Origin of the sequence: Oleidesulfovibrio sp. (genome assembly GCF_047973035.1) — a bacterium.
Lineage (GTDB): Bacteria > Desulfobacterota > Desulfovibrionia > Desulfovibrionales > Desulfovibrionaceae > Oleidesulfovibrio.
Genome location: NZ_JBKEBF010000037.1, coordinates 20,782 through 37,700, shown reverse-complemented (window position 1 = coordinate 37,700; position 16,919 = coordinate 20,782). Strand labels below are relative to the sequence as shown.

14 protein-coding genes and 1 tRNA gene are annotated in these 16,919 nt (G+C 49.4%); 10 read left to right on the top strand and 5 right to left on the bottom strand.

The window, feature by feature from the left end; genetic code table 11:
• Positions 1-93 precede the first annotated feature (93 nt).
• Positions 94-169, top strand: a tRNA-Ala gene (locus tag ACK5LI_RS12430).
• 404 nt (positions 170-573) lie between these two features.
• Here ACK5LI_RS12430 and ACK5LI_RS12425 read toward each other — a convergent pair.
• The gene (locus ACK5LI_RS12425; RefSeq protein WP_416949793.1) at positions 574-1,077 is read right to left on the bottom strand and encodes a hypothetical protein; all 504 of its coding nucleotides are present in this window, start codon (positions 1,075-1,077) and stop codon (positions 574-576) included.
• A gap of 976 nt (positions 1,078-2,053) precedes the next feature.
• On the opposite strand from ACK5LI_RS12425, the gene ACK5LI_RS12420 reads away from it, so the two are divergent.
• The 3 genes from ACK5LI_RS12420 (at position 2,054) to ACK5LI_RS12410 (ending at position 5,394) form a co-directional block, all read left to right on the top strand.
• Positions 2,054-2,824, top strand: coding sequence for a methyltransferase domain-containing protein (locus tag ACK5LI_RS12420; RefSeq protein WP_416949791.1), 771 nt, complete (start codon positions 2,054-2,056; stop codon positions 2,822-2,824).
• Positions 2,825-3,716: 892 nt separating this feature from the next.
• Positions 3,717-3,869, top strand: coding sequence for a hypothetical protein (locus ACK5LI_RS12415; RefSeq protein ID WP_416949789.1), 153 nt, complete (start codon positions 3,717-3,719; stop codon positions 3,867-3,869).
• Positions 3,870-4,005: 136 nt separating this feature from the next.
• Positions 4,006-5,394 carry an HD-GYP domain-containing protein gene (locus ACK5LI_RS12410; RefSeq protein ID WP_416949787.1) on the top strand — a complete coding sequence of 463 codons (1,389 nt, stop codon included), beginning with the start codon at positions 4,006-4,008 and terminating at the stop codon, positions 5,392-5,394.
• A gap of 22 nt (positions 5,395-5,416) precedes the next feature.
• Here ACK5LI_RS12410 and ACK5LI_RS12405 read toward each other — a convergent pair whose 3' ends face one another.
• Complete coding sequence (locus ACK5LI_RS12405) at positions 5,417-6,334, bottom strand: LysR family transcriptional regulator (RefSeq protein WP_416949785.1); 918 nt, start codon at positions 6,332-6,334, stop codon at positions 5,417-5,419.
• 399 nt (positions 6,335-6,733) lie between these two features.
• Here ACK5LI_RS12405 and ACK5LI_RS12400 point away from each other — a divergent pair, with 399 nt between their 5' ends.
• Positions 6,734-7,807 carry an L-dopachrome tautomerase-related protein gene (locus tag ACK5LI_RS12400; RefSeq protein WP_416949783.1) on the top strand — a complete coding sequence of 358 codons (1,074 nt, stop codon included), beginning with the start codon at positions 6,734-6,736 and terminating at the stop codon, positions 7,805-7,807.
• A gap of 259 nt (positions 7,808-8,066) precedes the next feature.
• Complete coding sequence (locus ACK5LI_RS12395) at positions 8,067-9,104, top strand: alpha/beta hydrolase fold domain-containing protein (protein WP_416949781.1); 1,038 nt, start codon at positions 8,067-8,069, stop codon at positions 9,102-9,104.
• 292 nt (positions 9,105-9,396) lie between these two features.
• Here ACK5LI_RS12395 and ACK5LI_RS12390 read toward each other — a convergent pair whose 3' ends face one another.
• Positions 9,397-10,356 carry a PA2778 family cysteine peptidase gene (locus ACK5LI_RS12390; RefSeq protein ID WP_416949779.1) on the bottom strand — a complete coding sequence of 320 codons (960 nt, stop codon included), beginning with the start codon at positions 10,354-10,356 and terminating at the stop codon, positions 9,397-9,399.
• A gap of 12 nt (positions 10,357-10,368) precedes the next feature.
• Complete coding sequence (locus ACK5LI_RS12385; protein WP_416949777.1) at positions 10,369-10,767, bottom strand: PA2779 family protein; 399 nt, start codon at positions 10,765-10,767, stop codon at positions 10,369-10,371.
• 640 nt (positions 10,768-11,407) lie between these two features.
• Between ACK5LI_RS12385 and ACK5LI_RS12380 the strand changes: the two genes are divergently transcribed.
• The 3 genes from ACK5LI_RS12380 to ACK5LI_RS12370 all read left to right on the top strand — a co-directional run bounded on the left by ACK5LI_RS12380 (position 11,408) and on the right by ACK5LI_RS12370 (position 14,864).
• Positions 11,408-13,000, top strand: coding sequence for an alkaline phosphatase (locus ACK5LI_RS12380; protein ID WP_416949775.1), 1,593 nt, complete (start codon positions 11,408-11,410; stop codon positions 12,998-13,000).
• 31 nt (positions 13,001-13,031) lie between these two features.
• Positions 13,032-14,222, top strand: a complete 1,191-nt coding sequence (locus tag ACK5LI_RS12375; RefSeq protein WP_416949773.1) for a YibE/F family protein — start codon at positions 13,032-13,034, stop codon at positions 14,220-14,222.
• A gap of 228 nt (positions 14,223-14,450) precedes the next feature.
• Complete coding sequence (locus ACK5LI_RS12370; RefSeq protein WP_416949771.1) at positions 14,451-14,864, top strand: GFA family protein; 414 nt, start codon at positions 14,451-14,453, stop codon at positions 14,862-14,864.
• 154 nt (positions 14,865-15,018) lie between these two features.
• Here the strand turns inward: ACK5LI_RS12370 and ACK5LI_RS12365 are convergent, their stop codons facing one another.
• Complete coding sequence (locus ACK5LI_RS12365) at positions 15,019-16,056, bottom strand: lipase family protein (protein WP_416949769.1); 1,038 nt, start codon at positions 16,054-16,056, stop codon at positions 15,019-15,021.
• Positions 16,057-16,276: 220 nt separating this feature from the next.
• Here ACK5LI_RS12365 and ACK5LI_RS12360 point away from each other — a divergent pair, with 220 nt between their 5' ends.
• Positions 16,277-16,864 (top strand): dienelactone hydrolase, encoded by a 588-nt coding sequence (locus ACK5LI_RS12360; RefSeq protein ID WP_416949767.1) that lies wholly within the window; start codon positions 16,277-16,279, stop codon positions 16,862-16,864.
• The last annotated feature ends 55 nt before the right edge of the window (positions 16,865-16,919 follow it).

The window sequence follows — 16,919 nt, the reverse complement described above, 5'->3', positions numbered from 1 at the left end:
TGCGGTTGCACGGTCCGAGAAGCAATTTTGAAAAAAATGAAACAGCGTTATTGACAATCTTGCCAGTCATGCTGCATAAGGCAATTCCGCTTTGGGGCTGTAGCTCAGTTGGGAGAGCGCTTGAATGGCATTCAAGAGGTCAGGAGTTCAATTCTCCTCAGCTCCACCAGAGAATTTAAAGGCTTAGATCAAAAGATCTAAGCCTTTTTTCGTGTTGCTAGTGCCTATTGAACATCTGTGTGTCTGGGGGCTATTTAATGTTTTAAAATTGTTATATTTTCAAACCGTTACAGAGTTCTCAGCAGTCCGAAAATTTGTTTTAAAGTTTTTGGGGCCGTAGCTGATAGAAACTTACAGAAGTGGAAAGCGGCTGTTTTGTAGGCAAGCTATCTATAACGTCGATAAAGGCATACCCCGCTTTTCCCGTCCGTGCCACACCCGTAGCACGGGTCCGATGTCAGTTTTAGCCAGATAGCGAAGTACGTTTATGCCGAAAACAAACACGCGCATCCCTTCCATACTATCCTGTTCCCGTCTCAGGCGACGATAAGCGGCAAAACGGTTGATGGCTGCTTACTGATTCTCTTTGTAACCAATTGTATTGCTTGCCTGATGAATAAGTCTCCAAGCCCACCATGCCACGAGTAAAATCAAAAATAATATTACGAACGGTGCTGTGGCATATCGAATAGGGTGCCTTAAGTAGTTGCTACCATCCCCCGGAGTACCGAATGGGGACAAGCCAACAAGCATCAACCCAAGAAGAAGTACAATACTACTGAATGGCGATGTCCAAAACCATACAAACAAAAACGCCCGAAAACTCTGCCTGTTTTTCTTTTTCCAAAAGACCCAAGCAGCCCACCCTACAAAGCCAATCATGACAAGTGAAAGACAAGGAAGAATAAAAGCCCAAAAGTCGATCCGCTGGGAACTGAGTGCACTCCCAATAACCAGCCAACCAAGATAACTTTTTTCAGAAAGCAAAAAAGCTGGAACAACAGAAAGGGCAGCTAGCTGGATAGTGAGTTGCTGTGAAAGTTTTTGTGAGTAAAAGAGCATATATGCCGTATTCAATAAGATGCCCCCCTGCAACTACTGTTACTAAAAGAGGTAGAAGCGTAAATTGGATTTTATAAGACAGAGCAGAACTTATGGATATAACAGCAGTGGCTCCACAATAAAGGATTGGTAACATTATTGCTTGGAAATAAACCATCGTCCTAGAAGGGGAGGGGGCCTTTTTTGATTGCTTGGCCCTCTCTGCATTAGCTTTCATATTCTTCCTGATGTTTATCAATGGGTAACCTTGATATGGTTTCTCGTTTGATGGTCAGCAACTAAGGCTGCAGACAACTTCTGATTTTGCAATCGGGTTAGTCTCAGTTGGGTAGAAGGCTAGTTATTGTAAATAATCTGTTTTTCTCCAGAAGTGTTCTCTGTGTAGATGGCTAACAACTATCTTATTTAAATACTAGCCTTCTGTTATATTCCTTTCCCTTTTGACCAGAAACTCGTCCCGCCACTAAATCTTGAACGGTCTTTGTGCGTTTACCTCGGTGGCTATTGACCCCTTTCCGCAGGAGGCTCTTCATACCAGCATAATCAGCCCGCCAGAGGGGCTCTCCCTCTATTCCTTCAACCACACCCAGTGTGTTCAATTTTCGGCGGTAAAGAATATGACTATAGCTGGTTGGGACTCTGTGACCGCTTCGGCAAAGACGTGCCAGACATCGGTAAGGCTACGTGGTTTTGTATGAAGGAATGGGCGGGTACAATGAATGCCGAAGACGGGACGGAATAATTGTCTGTTTAGAAGCCTCATTCCGTGTAAGTTGACGCTGGTTAGCAATGTAGCTAACGTTCCGTTCAAATGCAGAATGGCTTTTGGCTAGCCTCTGCGAATTTCAACCTAGAGGGATACATGAGAAAGACCATAGTAGCGTAATCCGTCTGCTGACGGATAGGCGCCGCGGCAGACGGAGACATCCTGTTGACTATTGTGCGGGGGATTGCCCCCAATTCAGCAACAGCAAACAGCAGGAGTCATCCAATGACGCAAATCTGTTATTCAAAATCACAACGGTATACCGATCTGGACACCATTTATGAGCAGTGCAGCGGCCCCGGAGGCTTGCGGCTAAGCGACTTTCTGGCGCAGAAAATGGGCTTGAGGCCCGGTTCCCGCCTGCTTGATGTAGGGTGCAACCGAGGTATTCAGACTTGTTTTCTGGCCAAGGAGTATGGCATTGATATCATTGCAATCGACCCTTGGAGCGACCGTATGCAGGGGGATCTCATGGTGGAGCACCTGCGCAGCAATGCAGAGTCATGGGGAGTTTCGAATCGTGTTCTCGGACAAAAGATAGGAGTGCCGCATACGAATTTTGCGTCTCACTCCTTTGATTTCGTCCATTCGACCACCGCTCTCGAAATGGTTCGCGGCTTGAATGGTGAAGAGGGTTATCTGGATTGCCTCCGTGAAATACATCGGGTGCTCAGACCAGGGGGCATTTTCGGACTTGGTGAGCCTATGCACCTTGATTCGCCTTTGCCGGAAGACCTTGAACCATACGTCTCGCATGGCGATTTTCCGTGGAAGGAATGCTTTCGGGATATTAAGAGCACAACGGCTGATGTTGAACGTGCCGGATTTATCATTCTGGAAAGCGGCTATGCGCCGGACGCGTGGTCGTGGTGGATGGAGTTCGCAAAACATGACCCCTTCTGCAAGAAGGAGCCAGATGGCGACCCTAAAACCCTTGAAGTCGATAACGGGCGCTGGACCAGCTTCGGGTACGTAATCGCACAAAAGATAGAATAATAGTAAGATAATACGGGCCGCAGGTAAATATAACCTGCGGCCCTTTTTGATTTAAGCAGTGCGCGTGTAAACCGTAACGGTCCATGGCCGCTGCTGGAGGCCGTTCAACGCCGTTGGTGGACCATCCGTATTCTGAATCCCTTACTCTTGCTCAAATCGAGACATCCATAGAAACTGCCACTTAATGAACGAAGAGCGGTCAGCCCTTCTCTAGTCTTTGAAAAAAGATATCCTTTAAACAAAAAGATAAACATTTTTGATGGATAAAACGAGCTCTCTAACGTGGCGCTCAACATGTCAGGAGGGTTAACTCTCCACAGTCGGGCCAGAGGACTTAAAGGCTTAGCAGCTTTTCCTGTTGAGCCTTTTTTCGTGTCCGACACACAAGGTAGAACAATCTGTGCTCATTATGGGGAACTTTGCGGTCTCTGGTTAGTGTTCATAAACTAACTTCTTATGCACGGGAAACCCTATTCTCAGGCTCGTTTGGCAAGCATTAAAAGATGACTCTTGTTTCGCAGAGGAAATATCTTCAGTTATCAATGAATGTTCTTGGGATTAACGCTGACAGCGGCTTTTCCATTTACTAAGCAGGGCAATGAATGATTTGAGCCTGTTTGATGACGTGAAAATATGGAATTTTGTGGCATAGGGTGCCCTTGATGCAATGTCATAAGATTGGTAGTCGCGTTACTGATTGAAAATAAAGTAAGAATAATCGTTAATTATCTTTGAGCGGGAATGTTTGGACATTTATATGGATTATAAGGTAAAAGAAACCAAGGTGTAATGACCTTTGAAGGGCTGTGGATGCTTTTCGGCAACCAGTTTAAAGGAAAACAGTAGAGTTGGGGATGTCCTTTTTGCGCTGGCAGACTGCCCGCATACAGGAATGGCATGCGCTGAGATTTTCAAGACCATAACCCTGCGGAGTACCGAGCTTCCGCACCCCGTAGACCTTCTTTCCAGATGGATGTCTTACTTCCGCTGGACGTTGTTTCTGTCGGATGTGCGAGTGCCATGTGACGTGGTGGAAGGAACGTAAGAATTTTGGTCTTACTCTCGGTAGAAAGGAGATGGTGACAGAGAGTTTCGCTCCTGCCCTCAGGAATATTTTTGAAAGACAGCTTGTTGTGTCTCATTGTTCGGGGGAAGGGCAAGCGGAACGCTGGGAGATTTGTATGAAGGTGCGGCGCACAGCCATGGTAAAAACCCTGATCAGACACCCTGAGATCCTGCTTCTTTTACTTGTCGCCATTATCTCCACCGTTGCCCTGCCTCTGCGCAGTTATTTTGTCGTTCTGCCGCACTTCAGTGAAAAGCTTTTGGACTATTCGGAAGAAGAAGCCGAAAAAACGGCCCACTTCTGGGCATCAAAAGTAATCCGGCTATCCCCCTCACAACCAATTACGCTCCATGAAGACATTGACGCTTTAATGAAAAGCGCAATCGTCGAATTTGGTCTTGAAAAAGTTAAAATATTCGATGCCGACGGGAAGATTGTTTATTCCACGGCGCCGGCTGACATCGGTAAGATAAATCGCCACGATTATTTTACATTGATTGTGGCAGAAGGGAAAAAATTCTCAAAAATTGTAACAAAAAATCAGCAAACTCTGGAGGGCAGAGTAGTTACGAAAGATGTTGCGGAAATATATATACCGCTAAAAAACAACAATAAGTTCGCCGGGGCTTTCGAACTGTATTATGATCTGACCGCAAGAAAAGAAGAACTGGACAGGCTTCTTATAAAAGAGGCTGTTATCGGGGCTGCGATCTCTTTGTTCTTATTCGGGCTTGTGTTGATGGTGATTATTCATGCCTGCAAGGTGAACTACTACAGATATCTGGCAGAAGAGCAGATTAAACTGCTCAACAGAGATCTGGAAAAAATAGTTGATGCGCAGACAAGAGAACTGAAGGTAACACAGGAAGTCTCGATTCAATCGCTAGCGATTCTTGCAGAAAGTTACGACCCTGACACGGGTGAGCACCTGAACCGTATACGCAACCTGACAAGCACCATCGCTGAAAGGCTGAAGTCTGAAGGGCCCTATGCTTCATATCTGGCCGGAAAAGATAATTACATTGATGAGCTTGCGCTGGCGTCTATTCTGCATGACATAGGCAAAACATCTATTCCCGTAGAAATTCTTTCTAAACCGGATAAGCTGACCAAGGAAGAATTCGAGATTGTAAAAGGCCATACATCCATTGCAGGGCTTGTGCTGCGTCTGGGAAATGAAACCTTCCTGAAAGAGTTTGGTAAAGATTCATATCTTGCTCTGGCTGCCGATATTGCCCTTTATCATCATGAACGATGGGACGGGACGGGTTATCCTCATGGTTTGAAGGGGGAAGAAATACCCCTGTCAGCCCGTATTGTAGCCCTTGCCGATGTGTATGCCCTGTGCAGCGAGCGCCCGTATAAAGAGCCATGGTCGCACGAAAGGGCAGTGGATTTGATTAAAAGTGAGGCCGGTAAGCATTTTGATCCGGTTGTCGTTGCTGCTTTTCTGGATATTGAACAGAGTATAAAAAAGGACTTTCAATCTTACCTGTCCGGCTAACCCGCTTTACCCTTCCGCACGGTCACTCTGTTGTCATGTCCAGCGGCGGTAATTCTTTTTTTAAAAGATCTTCAATCTCCGCCAGCTGGGCTGCATTTGCAGAATGGGTGCGGCAGGCAACATAAAGGGTGTCTCTTACCGGCCTGTATCCTTTCCATAAAATGCTGATGTCGGCGTTTTCTACAGCCTTACGGCAAAGAAAATCAGGAATAACGGCCAAGCCCGGCCCTGCAGATAATCCCCTTGCAACCGAATGAATGTTAGGAACAATGTAGTTCGGGCGAAAGTCCGGATGGGCGTTGAAGTTGACCTTCCAAAAGCGTTTCAGATGCTCGCTGTCTCCTGCAATGCCGTACCACTTCTGTGACGTTAACCACACCAGCAAATCTTCCTTTCGCGCTTCATCCTTTAGTTCAGCCATAGGTTCGCAGTTTTGCCCTTTGCCTGCGGCCAGAATGATATTTGCCTGCGACACGGGGCGATATCTCACCCCTTTTGTAATCCTTTTTTCAGGCGTAACGACAATATCTATCAGCCCTTTTTCGAGTTTTTTAAGCAACTCGTCATAATTGCCAAACTCCAGAATCAAGTCGAATGCAAACCCGTGAACATGCTTTTCCAGCGTTTCCTGAAAAGTTTCAAAGCACATACCCACAACAATGGTCGGCCTGTCCTGACGGGTGGTCTGCTGAATATGCTGCTCCACAGCTTCCAGCTTCAGGATAGGATCAATAATGCCGTTGTATAAAAGCTTTCCCCGCTCTGTAGGAATGAGCTTGCGCGGGGCACGTTCAAACAATTTATAGCCCACGTGTTCTTCCAATGATCCAAGATGCAGGCTCACACCAGGCTGTGAAACAAACAAGGCTTCAGCTGCCGCAGTCATGCTGCCCTTTTCATAGACAGTTTTAAACGTCCTCAACCACTCAAGGTTTATCATGCGGCCTCCAATCAGAAAAATAATGCATACCACAAAATCATACTATTTTAAAAATAGATAATTTGTCTCTATTGTCAACGCAACAGGGATGGTGCTGTTTTTGGTCCGCCCAGCAAGCGGCTTTTGTCTATGCCACGCTCTTTGAGGCAAGAGGGCAAGAAAAATGGAGCTTGCTCCCTGTCGGGATGTTGCAGGGGGACGCTGCATTGACTCAAAGAGCTTCGGCGGCGGGCAAGACAATAATCTTTGCTTTCCGGCAATAAGCATTTGTTATTCTGGTATGAAAGATGATGCCCCATAGTGTGTTTTGTCTGTGTATTTTCACTGGTTTTTACAGATCCATATGACAAACCATCAGGCATCTGGGAACTCATTAACGTGAGGGGAGTTATGAAAATAATGAATATTCGAATAGTAGTTGCGGGCCTTGCGTTGGCTCTTTTTTCCATGTTGCTGAGCGCCTGCCAGCAGAAGCTCGTGGTTGCCAGCCCCGTGCTGGAGCCTGTCGCTTTTTCTGACAGGCAGTGGACGGGACTTGCTGTTTCAAAAAACGAGCGCCTGTTCGTAAACTATCCCCGCTGGTCCGATAATGTTCCTGTCTCTGTGGCGGAAATAGTAGATGGCAAGGCAGTGCCGTATCCTGATGTTCAGATGAACAGCTGGAAGCCCGGCCTTGACCCTGCCACGCACTTTGTATCTGTTCAGGCGGTCTTTATAGATACTGCAAACCGTTTGTGGATTCTGGACCCTGCCAACCCGCAGTTTAAGGGTGTTGTGGAAGGAGGCCCCAAGCTGGTGGAGGTTGATCTTGAAACAAACTCCATCAAGCGTGTGTACCGTTTCGGGCCGGACATTGCGCCTGTCAAAAGTTATCTTAACGACGTCCGTATCGATGTGGAACGCAACTTTGCCTATATGACGGATTCTGACGGCAGTGCTCTGGTTGCGCTGAATCTTGAAACGGGCAAGGCAAGGCGCTTTCTTGATAGTCACCCTTCGACTGAATCAGAAGATGTTACTTTGACCATCGGTGGCACGCCGTGGATGTTCATGGGCGGTAAGCCTCAGATTCATGCTGATGGCATCGCTTATGATGCTGCAAAAGACATGCTTTTCTATCAGGCTCTTACAGGCAGAACCATGTACCGGCTTCCTGCTGCTGCATTGCGCAATCAAGACGTTACCGACAACGAAGTTGCCGCGCAGACAGAGATTGTCGGGAAAACCGGTGCAGCGGACGGCTTGTACTTCGGCCCTGATGCGAAAGTGTACATATCTGCTCTGGAACATGATGCCATTTTGCGCACAACGCCGGACGGCAGAGTGGAAACGGTTATTCAGGATGCAGCAATCAGCTGGCCGGACTCATTCAGCATGGGGCCGGATGGAAAGCTCTATTTTACCACGTCCCGAATCCATGAAGGAGCCCAACCGAAAGCTCCCTACGGGGTTTACCGGATAGCCCTTCCGTAACAATGCATACAAGAACAGCCCGGGGAGTCCCGGGCTGTTTCTTTTTATCACCACGAACGGCTCTGCCGCTTATGCCAGCTCAAGCAGAGGATGCATTAAGCTGGCAGAGCCGGTGCATAGTATGGGGCAGGGAAGCCGCAGACAGCATCAACGCTGCTTGTGTCTATGACAGCGTTTGTAGTGTTGCCTGTTTTTATTGCTTGCCGTAGGTGTTCGTTATTCACGACCGTTTAAATATCACAATAGAGGAGCAATATTTATGAGAATATATGCCGCATTTATTGTTTGCATGTTGTGTATGGTGTGCGCGGGGGGCGCAATAGCAAAAGATGCTGCATCCAGCTTTGTTACGGTTCCATCTACAGTGTCAGCGCAGGCACAGGCTGCTTTGCGCAAGATGCAAGACCCGAACTTGCAACCTGAACTGCCGGACGCTGACGACTTCAGCGGCTGGAAAGCTGCACAGGAGGGAAGAGAGCTTTTCGGAATAGCGGCGCAAAAGGCCATAGTAGAGCGGCTGAAGCCTGAGGTAAGACAAATGCAGCTTGGCGGAGTGCCTGTGCTGGAAATAACGCCTGATGCGTGGCAAGGCAGTAAAAAGACCGTGGTCTATTTTCATGGCGGAGCATATACGTTTTTCAGCGCCCGCTCCACGCTTGGCACTGCTGCAATGATAGCTGACGTCACAGGGCTGCGGGTTGTTTCGGTGGATTATACGTTGGCCCCGCAGGCCGGATGGAGGCAGATCACGGGACAAGCGGTTGCCGTGTTGCAGGCGTTGCACAAGCAGGGCACAGCCATGAATGAACTTGCAGTTATCGGTGATTCCGCAGGCGGCGGGCTGGCAGCCGGGGCCGTGCTTAAGATGCGCGATGAAGGAATGCAGCTTCCTGCGGCGGTTGTGCTCTGGTCACCATGGTCCGACATTACTGACACCGGAGATTCATACACCACTCTGAAGCATGCCGAGCCCGCGTATCTGTACGATAAGCATCTGAAAAAAGCAGCCGCTGCGTATGCAGAACTGCCTGAACAGAAGCATCCTTACGTTTCGCCGGTATATGGTGATTATTCAAAAGGCTTTGCGCCGACATTGATACAAGGCGGTACCAAAGAAATTTTTTTAAGCAACTTTGTTCGGCAGTATCAGGCTCTGGATATGGCCGGAGTGCCGGTCACTCTGGATTTATACGAAGGAATGACGCATGTCTTTCAGGCGATGATGCCTGACTCTGCAGAGGCGAAAACGGCGCTGGAAAAGACAGGCAGATTTTTAAGGCTGCACCTTGGAGAGTAAGCTGCCTGTATAATAGGCAGACGTAATTGCAAGCAAAAGCAGCTCTGTGCCATGTCGTGTCGGAATTTGCTTTGGAGGCGTTGAAAAAGCATCTGCAACCCCAAATGCACAGCGTACTATCGAGAGCGTGCTGTTTTTTCAGACGAATAAGTCCACGAAAAAAGCAAAAGGCCTGAACCATAGTGTTCGGGCCTTTTAAAATTTCAAGGTGTGTCAGCGTCTGTGACTCAGGCCGGTACTCCGGCAAAAAATGTACACGGCAGGGTATGCAGATTTACTGCCCCGAAGCCGCTTACATTACCTCAATGTCCAGCAGTGTCTGTTTGAATGTTTCCAGCAAAGGCCCGCCGCATTCAATTGCCTTTTCTGCCGCTGCAAGGGCTTCGTTTTTCCGCCCCAGCTCTGCCAGCACAGAAGCCAGATTGTTATATGCTATGCCGTTATCAGGCTGGATTTGTGTAGCGCGGCGAAATGAGGTTACGCTTTTTTCCAACTTGCCCAGCTGGTACAACGCATTGCCCGTTCCCAGCCATGCTTCATAGCTGCCAGGCCATCTTTCTGTAGCGGCAGTGTAACCTGCTAAGGCTGCTTTTATTCTTTCAGCGCGCTCAAGGCCTGTTACGGCTTCAAGCCACCGAATGCGACCGGCAAACGCCGGCAGCTTGTCCGGCGCAAGCACGGCAAGCCCCCAAGAATCTCCGCGGGCCCATACGTTGTCAAACAGCGTGAAGGACATTCGTTTTTCAGGGTCGGTACCGGATAACAGGTGAACTTCCTGCGTTGCAGAGTCATACCCCGTGACAACAGCATAATGCCACTGCGGCACCCACGACAGTCCCAGATTAAGCAGAACCACAACCGGAACACCTTCGGCCAGTGCGGTGTACAGTTCCGCCTGACCGGTAAGGGGATAGGCTACGCGGTCATATCGTCTTGCTGCACTTATCATGGCAGGCTGCAGGCTGCCGTGTTTGTCGGGCGAGTAGACCATGTCTACAAGTTCGGAAAACTGCTCAGAAGGCTGCGGTGCAATTGTTTTTCCGCTCCACGTCAGCACCATGGCCATACTGGCCGGTCCGCACTGGAATTCTTCCTGCGCGAAAAAAGGTACGCCGGAAACGGAAGTGGAAGGCGGTGCCCCCACAGAAGCAGGCGAGACCTGCATTCCTCCGCCGGAACGCAGGCCGCCGCATCCTGAAAGTATACAACATAGCACCACCAACGGTGCCAGTGTACGAAGCTTACTGTGCAAAAAGAAACCTGCCTATTTGGTAAAGGGGAAGACGTCAGTAAGGTCGAGCAGGTCTGTGATCAGAAGAACAAAAAAGACCAGCAATGCAGCACCGACAATGACTCCGACAGCGCCGGAACCGGCAGGCATTGTGTCCAGCTTGGCGGCGATTTCTGCTACTTCGGCATCAGTCAGGCTGGCTACGCGCATTTTTGCTTCTTCAACATCAACACCGTGGCCGACCATGATTTTCTGCACATCTTCGCGCTCAATAAATGCATTAACTTTGTTTCTGCTTTCAGCGTGTTGGGCAACGGCTATGGATGTTTCCGTAGAAATCATTTTTGCTTTAGCGGTTGCAACGCCGAAACCGGAAACGAGAACGCTACATATACAGCACATACAAATAATACGAGCTATTTTGTTGATCATGGATACTCCTCATTAAGAGTTGGTAGTGCAATAAGATATGGGCGAAATAACACGGTTGTGCAGTCTGTTCAATAGAGGGGAGTAGTTTTTGGAAAGGGTGGCCTGATAAGAAAGCCGTAATCTGTTTACAGGCGTACAGAAAACCTACTGCGCGGGCCAGCTGTGATCTGACGTTTTTTAAGAGTGCACGTTTAAAAATGCACAATATTGTTTCGTCTGGCAGGAGCGTGCAAGGATAACGTGTTGATTATTCGATCAATCAGAGATGAAAGATTCCTCTAAAGGGAAATGTAAATGACGCCTGTCTGCTTGATTCTTATGGTGTTGTGTAATGAAAAATGAAAGTTCTGCATTAGGCTGCAGTTTTACATTAAAATAGATGGTTAAGTATTATTGTGATGCCTTTTGTGCAGAGTTCCCTCCGCAAAAATGCTTGCAAAATTTCTTTGTTTTAACTGCTTGACCTTGCCCTAAGGGGAAAAGCTACATTTTGTGAAAGTGAGTGGTGATTAATGTGAGTGTCCTGCCGCTGTTTTGCCGGTGCGTACCCGCCACAGAACATCATGCTTTCTTTGCCTCTCGCAAGGCTTTTCCCGCAACTAATGGCAATGTGTCACACTCATACAACTAAGGACCAGACATGAAACGAATCAAAAACAGTTCCAAGGCTATCGGTACACTGTTGCTGTCCGCGGCTATTCTGCTGGCTGCCACTGCCGCTTTTGCGGGCACACCCAAGTATGTGTTCTACTTCATCGGCGATGGTATGGGCCCTGTGCAGCGTCAGGTCGCACAATATTTTTATAAGATTGAGACCGGCAACCCCGAAGCTCGTCTGGTAATGAACAGCTTCCCCATTTCCGCACTGGTGACCACGCACTCTGCAAACACCATGATTACCGACTCGGCAGCAGGCGGCACTGCGCTTGCCACCGGCTTTAAAACAACCAACGATATGGTTTCAAAGCTGCCCGACGGTACAGACGTTAAGACCATTGCCGAAGCTGCCCGCGATGCCGGTTATGCTGTAGGCATTGCCACCACTACCCGTATCACCCATGCTACCCCCGCTTCTTTTTCTGCGCATAACGTGCATCGCGGCAACGAAAACGAAATTGCTGTCGACCAGCTGAACTCCGGCTTTGAATACTTTGCAGGCGGCGGCTATCGTAATTTTGTAGCAAAGAACAATGCCGACGGTTTGAAATCCAAGCGTAAAGATGACCGCGATCTGGTGGCAGAGTTCAAAGCCAAAGGCTACACCACGTTTGTAGGTGAAAACAGCCGTGATACCTTCCGTGCCTACCAGCCTAAAAAGGGTGACAAAGTGCTGGCTGCTCTTTCTTCCAGCGCGCTGGGTATGGAAATTGACCGCCGTAACAGCAAAGAAACCGTAAACGCCATGCCCGCTCTGGCAGAGCTGACCGAAAAAGGCATCGAAGTGCTGGAAGCGCAGGGTAAGCCTTTCTTCATGATGGTTGAAGGCGGCCGTATTGACTACGCTGCTCACTGTAACGATGCAGCCGGCACCATCTGGGATACCGTTGCTTTTGACGAAGCTATTGCCAAAGCATACGACTTTTACAACAAACACCCAGAGGACACCCTGATCGTTGTTGCTGCCGACCACGAAACCGGCGGTATGGCAATGGGCCTGAGCCTTGATTCCAAAGGCTACTTCCTGAAGCTGAAAGAACTCTTCAAGGTAAAGGCATCTGCCGAAGACGTGCTGATGTACGTATATCCCGAAATGGTTGCAGAAATTCCTGATGTGGCAAAGCGCCAGCAGGCTTATCTTGCCTACATTGCGGAAAACTTCGGCCTGTCCGACCTGAACGCACGCGAACTTAAGATTATTACGTCAGCCATGGCAGTGGAAGATAAGAACCAGACCCTGCCCGAAGACCAGCAGACCACGTACGGCTATGCTTATACGCCCACTATGATTGCCGTATCCCACGTGGTGTCAGAGCGTGCCCGCATCGGCTGGACATCCTATGTGCACACCTCTTCCGTTATCGCTTTGTCCGCTACAGGTGAAGAGGCGGATGAGTTTGCCGGATTCAAGGATAACACTGACATTCCCAGAATCATGGCCAAGGTGCTTGGTGTGGAACTGTCTCCCTTCGAGCGTGCTCCCTCTGCAGCTCTGCTGGGTGATACCACCGGACCATCCAAGAAATATTCTGAAATTCCTTACGGAAAAACGCAGAATGTTTTTGGTAAAAACTAACCTCTTCTGACTCAAAAAAGGGGGGCGGCATGTGCCGCCTCCTGTTCTTTTTGCCGGAGACCTGATGCGAAGCTCTGTAAAAATGCTTCTTGAACTGGCTGCTGTGCTTGTGCTGCTGGCCGGACTGTATCTTGCCGGACATTCGTTTTTATCAAGCCCCAAGGATGAAAATGTACATGAAGTAACAGCCACGGTACTTGCCGCAGATAACAGCGAAGTGCTCCAGTCCGGTGCAGGCGCTGTCGGACCGCAGAGGCTTTCCGTCATCATTGACGGCGGCAGGTGGAAGGGAACAACAGTACAGGCCAAGAATTACCTGAACGGCCAGCTGGACATGGATGAAATCTATGTTCCCGGAGATCATATACTGCTTGCGGTTCAGATTGCGGATGGCAGCATTCTTGATGCCCGTACGATAAACACATTCAGGCAGAACTGGGAGCTGGGGCTGTTTGCCGTGTTTGCGCTGGGGCTTGTCCTGTATGCCCGCATGATCGGTTTAAAGGCGCTTGTCTCGTTTGTCGCCTCTCTCGGGGTTCTCTGGTATTTTTATATTCCCAATCTGCTGAACGGCGCTGCACCGTTGCCGCTAAGCCTTGCAGTGCTGGTGATGCTGTCGCTGGCTATCATCATAACCGTAGCGGGCGTGACAAGGCAGGGGATTGCCGCGTTTCTGGGTACTGTGTGCGGTATGGCGGTAACCCTGCTGCTTACTTTGTATTTCGGGGACAAATTCAACCTGCTGGGTATGACTACTCCTTTTTCGACCACGCTGCTGGTACAGGGGGCGTATGGTCTGGATTTTCAGCATATTTTTTATTCCGCCGTGCTTCTGGGCGCTTCGGGCGCAGCCATGGACATTGCCATGGATGTAAGCGCGTCCATGCATGAGATAAAGCAGAAACGGCCTGATATCTGTGTGCGGGAGTTGATCCGGTCGGGCATTACTATCGGGCGCATGGTTATTGGCACCATGTCTACAACATTGTTGCTGGCATATTCCGGCGGTTATCTGACTATGCTTATGGTTTTTGTGGCGCAGGAAACCAGTGTAGCCCGTATTCTGAATATGAAACTTGTCGCGGCTGAAATCTTCAGGGTGCTCATCGGCAGCATCGGTCTGCTTATGGTGGCGCCTGCTACAGCTGTTATTGCCGGTATCCTGCTGAGTTTTGAATTCAGCAGGTGTAAAAGGGCCGCGGCGCAACAGGTTCCGGAGTAAAGCGCCCGAGGGTATTTCGACTTCGGAAGTTGCGCGGTTAGCCCTGATATGAGCACGGACGCGAAGTTCCATATATACGCTCTGCGCTTCAGGCGATTGTGGCGATAATCCTGCGCCGGTGTCTTTTGGTAAAAAAACGTCCCGCAGGCTTGTGTAGTTGCAGATTGTCGTTGCCGTATGGCATTTGTTCTGTTCACTGTCTTATGACATCTTTCTGCGGGAGGTTATATGAAGCACTCAGGATCTTGTCTTTGCGGGGCTGTAACGTTTGAGGTGACAGGTAGTTTTGAGCAATTTTATCTTTGTCACTGTGAAAGGTGCCGTAAAGATACAGGCTCTGCGCACGCTGCGAACCTTTTTTCCAGCACGGCCTCTTTGCAGTGGCTCAGCGGCGAATCTTTGGTAAAGACATTTAATTATAAATCAGAAGGCCATATAAAAAGCTTCTGTACAGAGTGCGGGTCTGCGCTGCCTAATATTCAGATGGATGGAACGCTGCTTGTTGTTCCTGCAGGAAGCCTTGATACGGATGTGCCTCTACGGCCGCAGGGTCATATTTTTTGTTCCCGCAAAGCCAACTGGGACGATCGTCTGGAAGACGTGGGCTCGTTTGAAGAGCTACCCGTGCAAGAGGGCGCATAACCTGCTTATTTATCGCAGGTGTCTGATGTTATCGTCACCACATTGGCAGCGATGGAGCTTGGTTATAAATAGGGGTGTTGCTTTTTCTGTGTTGCATTCGAGCGGGCCGGACGTTGTGTCCGGCCCTTTTTGTTGAAGGGCAGGCGATTGTTATCTACATCCGGCGCAAGGCATTTGCATACAGCTTTGCACAGTATTCAGATATCTGGTGGTCGGCGAGGGCGGATTTCCAGCCGGTGCTGATAAGGCGCGGTACGACCACTTGTGACCGCACTATGTAGCTGGGGCTTTTGGAAACCTGCAATCCTTTATACGGATAGCCCCGGTCGTCCAGTTCGTTTTCCGGCGCGTTCATGAAGACCAGATTGCCTTCGTGGGTGTACCCCTGAAACCGTCTGAGCCATTCCGAAGCTCTGTACCCCACCACAGGTATCCAGCGCATTGCGGCAAGTGTAAAGTTAAAGCCGGCCCCGAAAGGAAGCCGCGGTACGGCATCGGAGGCATTTACCACGCGGTAGATTGGTGTTTTTATGGACTTGTAAAAAGCATCATCCGCAACGCGGGGCGCACCGAAGGTGTACGTAGCGCCTGTACTGTCCGAGCCAAGATATTTTGTGGCAACAATTGCCAGCGCACCGCCAAGGGAGTGGCCGGTGATATACAACGGCATGTCGCTGTACGGGGCCAGCGCCTGCCTCAGCTTTGTCTCCACGGCCTTGAATGCCTGCAGGAATCCCTTATGGACTTTGCCTTCTCCGGGAGCGGCTACCAGTGTTGCCTGCATGTCGGTCATCAGATCCTTTTTGGATGATGTTCCTCTGAAGGCCAGAACAAGAAATGGCCGTGCGCCCTGTTGGGTCATTTTAGCCAGCAGGGCTTCCGTATCTCCTTCGATGAAAGTGTCCAGCAGTTCAAAATTAGCGTTGCTCAGTTCGCGTTCCACAAGAGAACAGTCTTTACGGTGAGTTTCAAAGCATTTGGACACCAGCCCCTCAAGCAGGTTTTCGTGGCGTCCCTCCTTGATTGCCTGACGCAGCTCCTCTACGTACTCTTCAACGGTGACTTCTCCCGGCAGCGGCTCATATATCAGTCGCGATATTTCAGCCATCAGCCATGCTGTTCTGTCCGAGTATGCAGCCCGGTTTACAGGCAGGGCAGAAACGAGTTGTTCGTCATGAAAAAATGTTGTCATGCAGCCTCCAGTCAGACATCTCTGTCTGTATAGAATTTTATATATTCTGCCGGTTGGCTGCTGTGCAGGCTATTATTACCGCTTTTTCATCTAGTAACTATTCCTGAAAATGCAGTATGTTATGGGTAGATTTGCAAAAGTCTGATAATCTGATGACAGACAAATATTATTTGAAGCAATCTTGCGGTAAACCGTTTTGCCCGATTGTACAGGATGTACCGTGCAACTGATTATAGTGACAGAAATATGGGGAAGAACACGGCATGTGGATGCGCTGGGTAAAGCACTTGGGCCTGTCTGCGGTAACGTGCTTGTGGTGGACCCGTATGACGGCAAAAATCCGTGCTTTGGGTCGGAGCGGCAAGCTTATGCTGCATTCACGGAGCGCTGCGGGCATCTGGAATATGCGCGCAGAGTAGAGCAGGCTCTGCCCGCGGATGAAAAGGTGTTTCTTTTAGGGTTCAGTGCCGGAGCCGGAGCTGTCTGGTCAGCTCTGGGCTGCAGCACCGCGGCGAACATCGGCGGCGCAATGTGCTTTTATGGCTCTTCGATCCGCAATATCGTTGCTGAGTCAGCCCGTAGTGTCTTCAGTTGTCAGGCGGAGCTGATCTTTCCGGAGTATGAACCGCATTTTGATGTGCAGGCTTTGATTTCAAAGCTTCGAGCTTACTCCGGCGTGACGTGCCAAACGGTACCGTTCGGGCATGGCTTTATGAATCCGTTATCTCAGAACTATGACAAGCATGGCTGCAATATCTGGATAAAGCGGGTTAGCGAACGGCTGGAAAGAGTTGCGGCGGCCCCGTGAGTTCGGGATGCCCGCCTTGTATGAGCACAGCAGGAGAGAGTTCCGGTTGCTGCTG

Bases quoted from the DNA above. Each gene is read 5' to 3' on its own strand.
- ACK5LI_RS12385 (WP_416949777.1), bottom strand. From the start codon at position 10,767: ATGATCAACAAAATAGCTCGTATTATTTGTATGTGCTGTATATGTAGC.
- ACK5LI_RS12415 (WP_416949789.1), top strand. From the start codon at position 3,717: ATGGCATGCGCTGAGATTTTCAAGACCATAACCCTGCGGAGTACCGAG.
- ACK5LI_RS12370 (WP_416949771.1), top strand. From the start codon at position 14,451: ATGAAGCACTCAGGATCTTGTCTTTGCGGGGCTGTAACGTTTGAGGTG.
- ACK5LI_RS12395 (WP_416949781.1), top strand. From the start codon at position 8,067: ATGAGAATATATGCCGCATTTATTGTTTGCATGTTGTGTATGGTGTGC.
- ACK5LI_RS12400 (WP_416949783.1), top strand. From the start codon at position 6,734: ATGAATATTCGAATAGTAGTTGCGGGCCTTGCGTTGGCTCTTTTTTCC.
- ACK5LI_RS12405 (WP_416949785.1), bottom strand. From the start codon at position 6,334: ATGATAAACCTTGAGTGGTTGAGGACGTTTAAAACTGTCTATGAAAAG.
- ACK5LI_RS12365 (WP_416949769.1), bottom strand. From the start codon at position 16,056: ATGACAACATTTTTTCATGACGAACAACTCGTTTCTGCCCTGCCTGTA.
- ACK5LI_RS12410 (WP_416949787.1), top strand. From the start codon at position 4,006: ATGAAGGTGCGGCGCACAGCCATGGTAAAAACCCTGATCAGACACCCT.
- ACK5LI_RS12420 (WP_416949791.1), top strand. From the start codon at position 2,054: ATGACGCAAATCTGTTATTCAAAATCACAACGGTATACCGATCTGGAC.
- ACK5LI_RS12380 (WP_416949775.1), top strand. From the start codon at position 11,408: ATGAAACGAATCAAAAACAGTTCCAAGGCTATCGGTACACTGTTGCTG.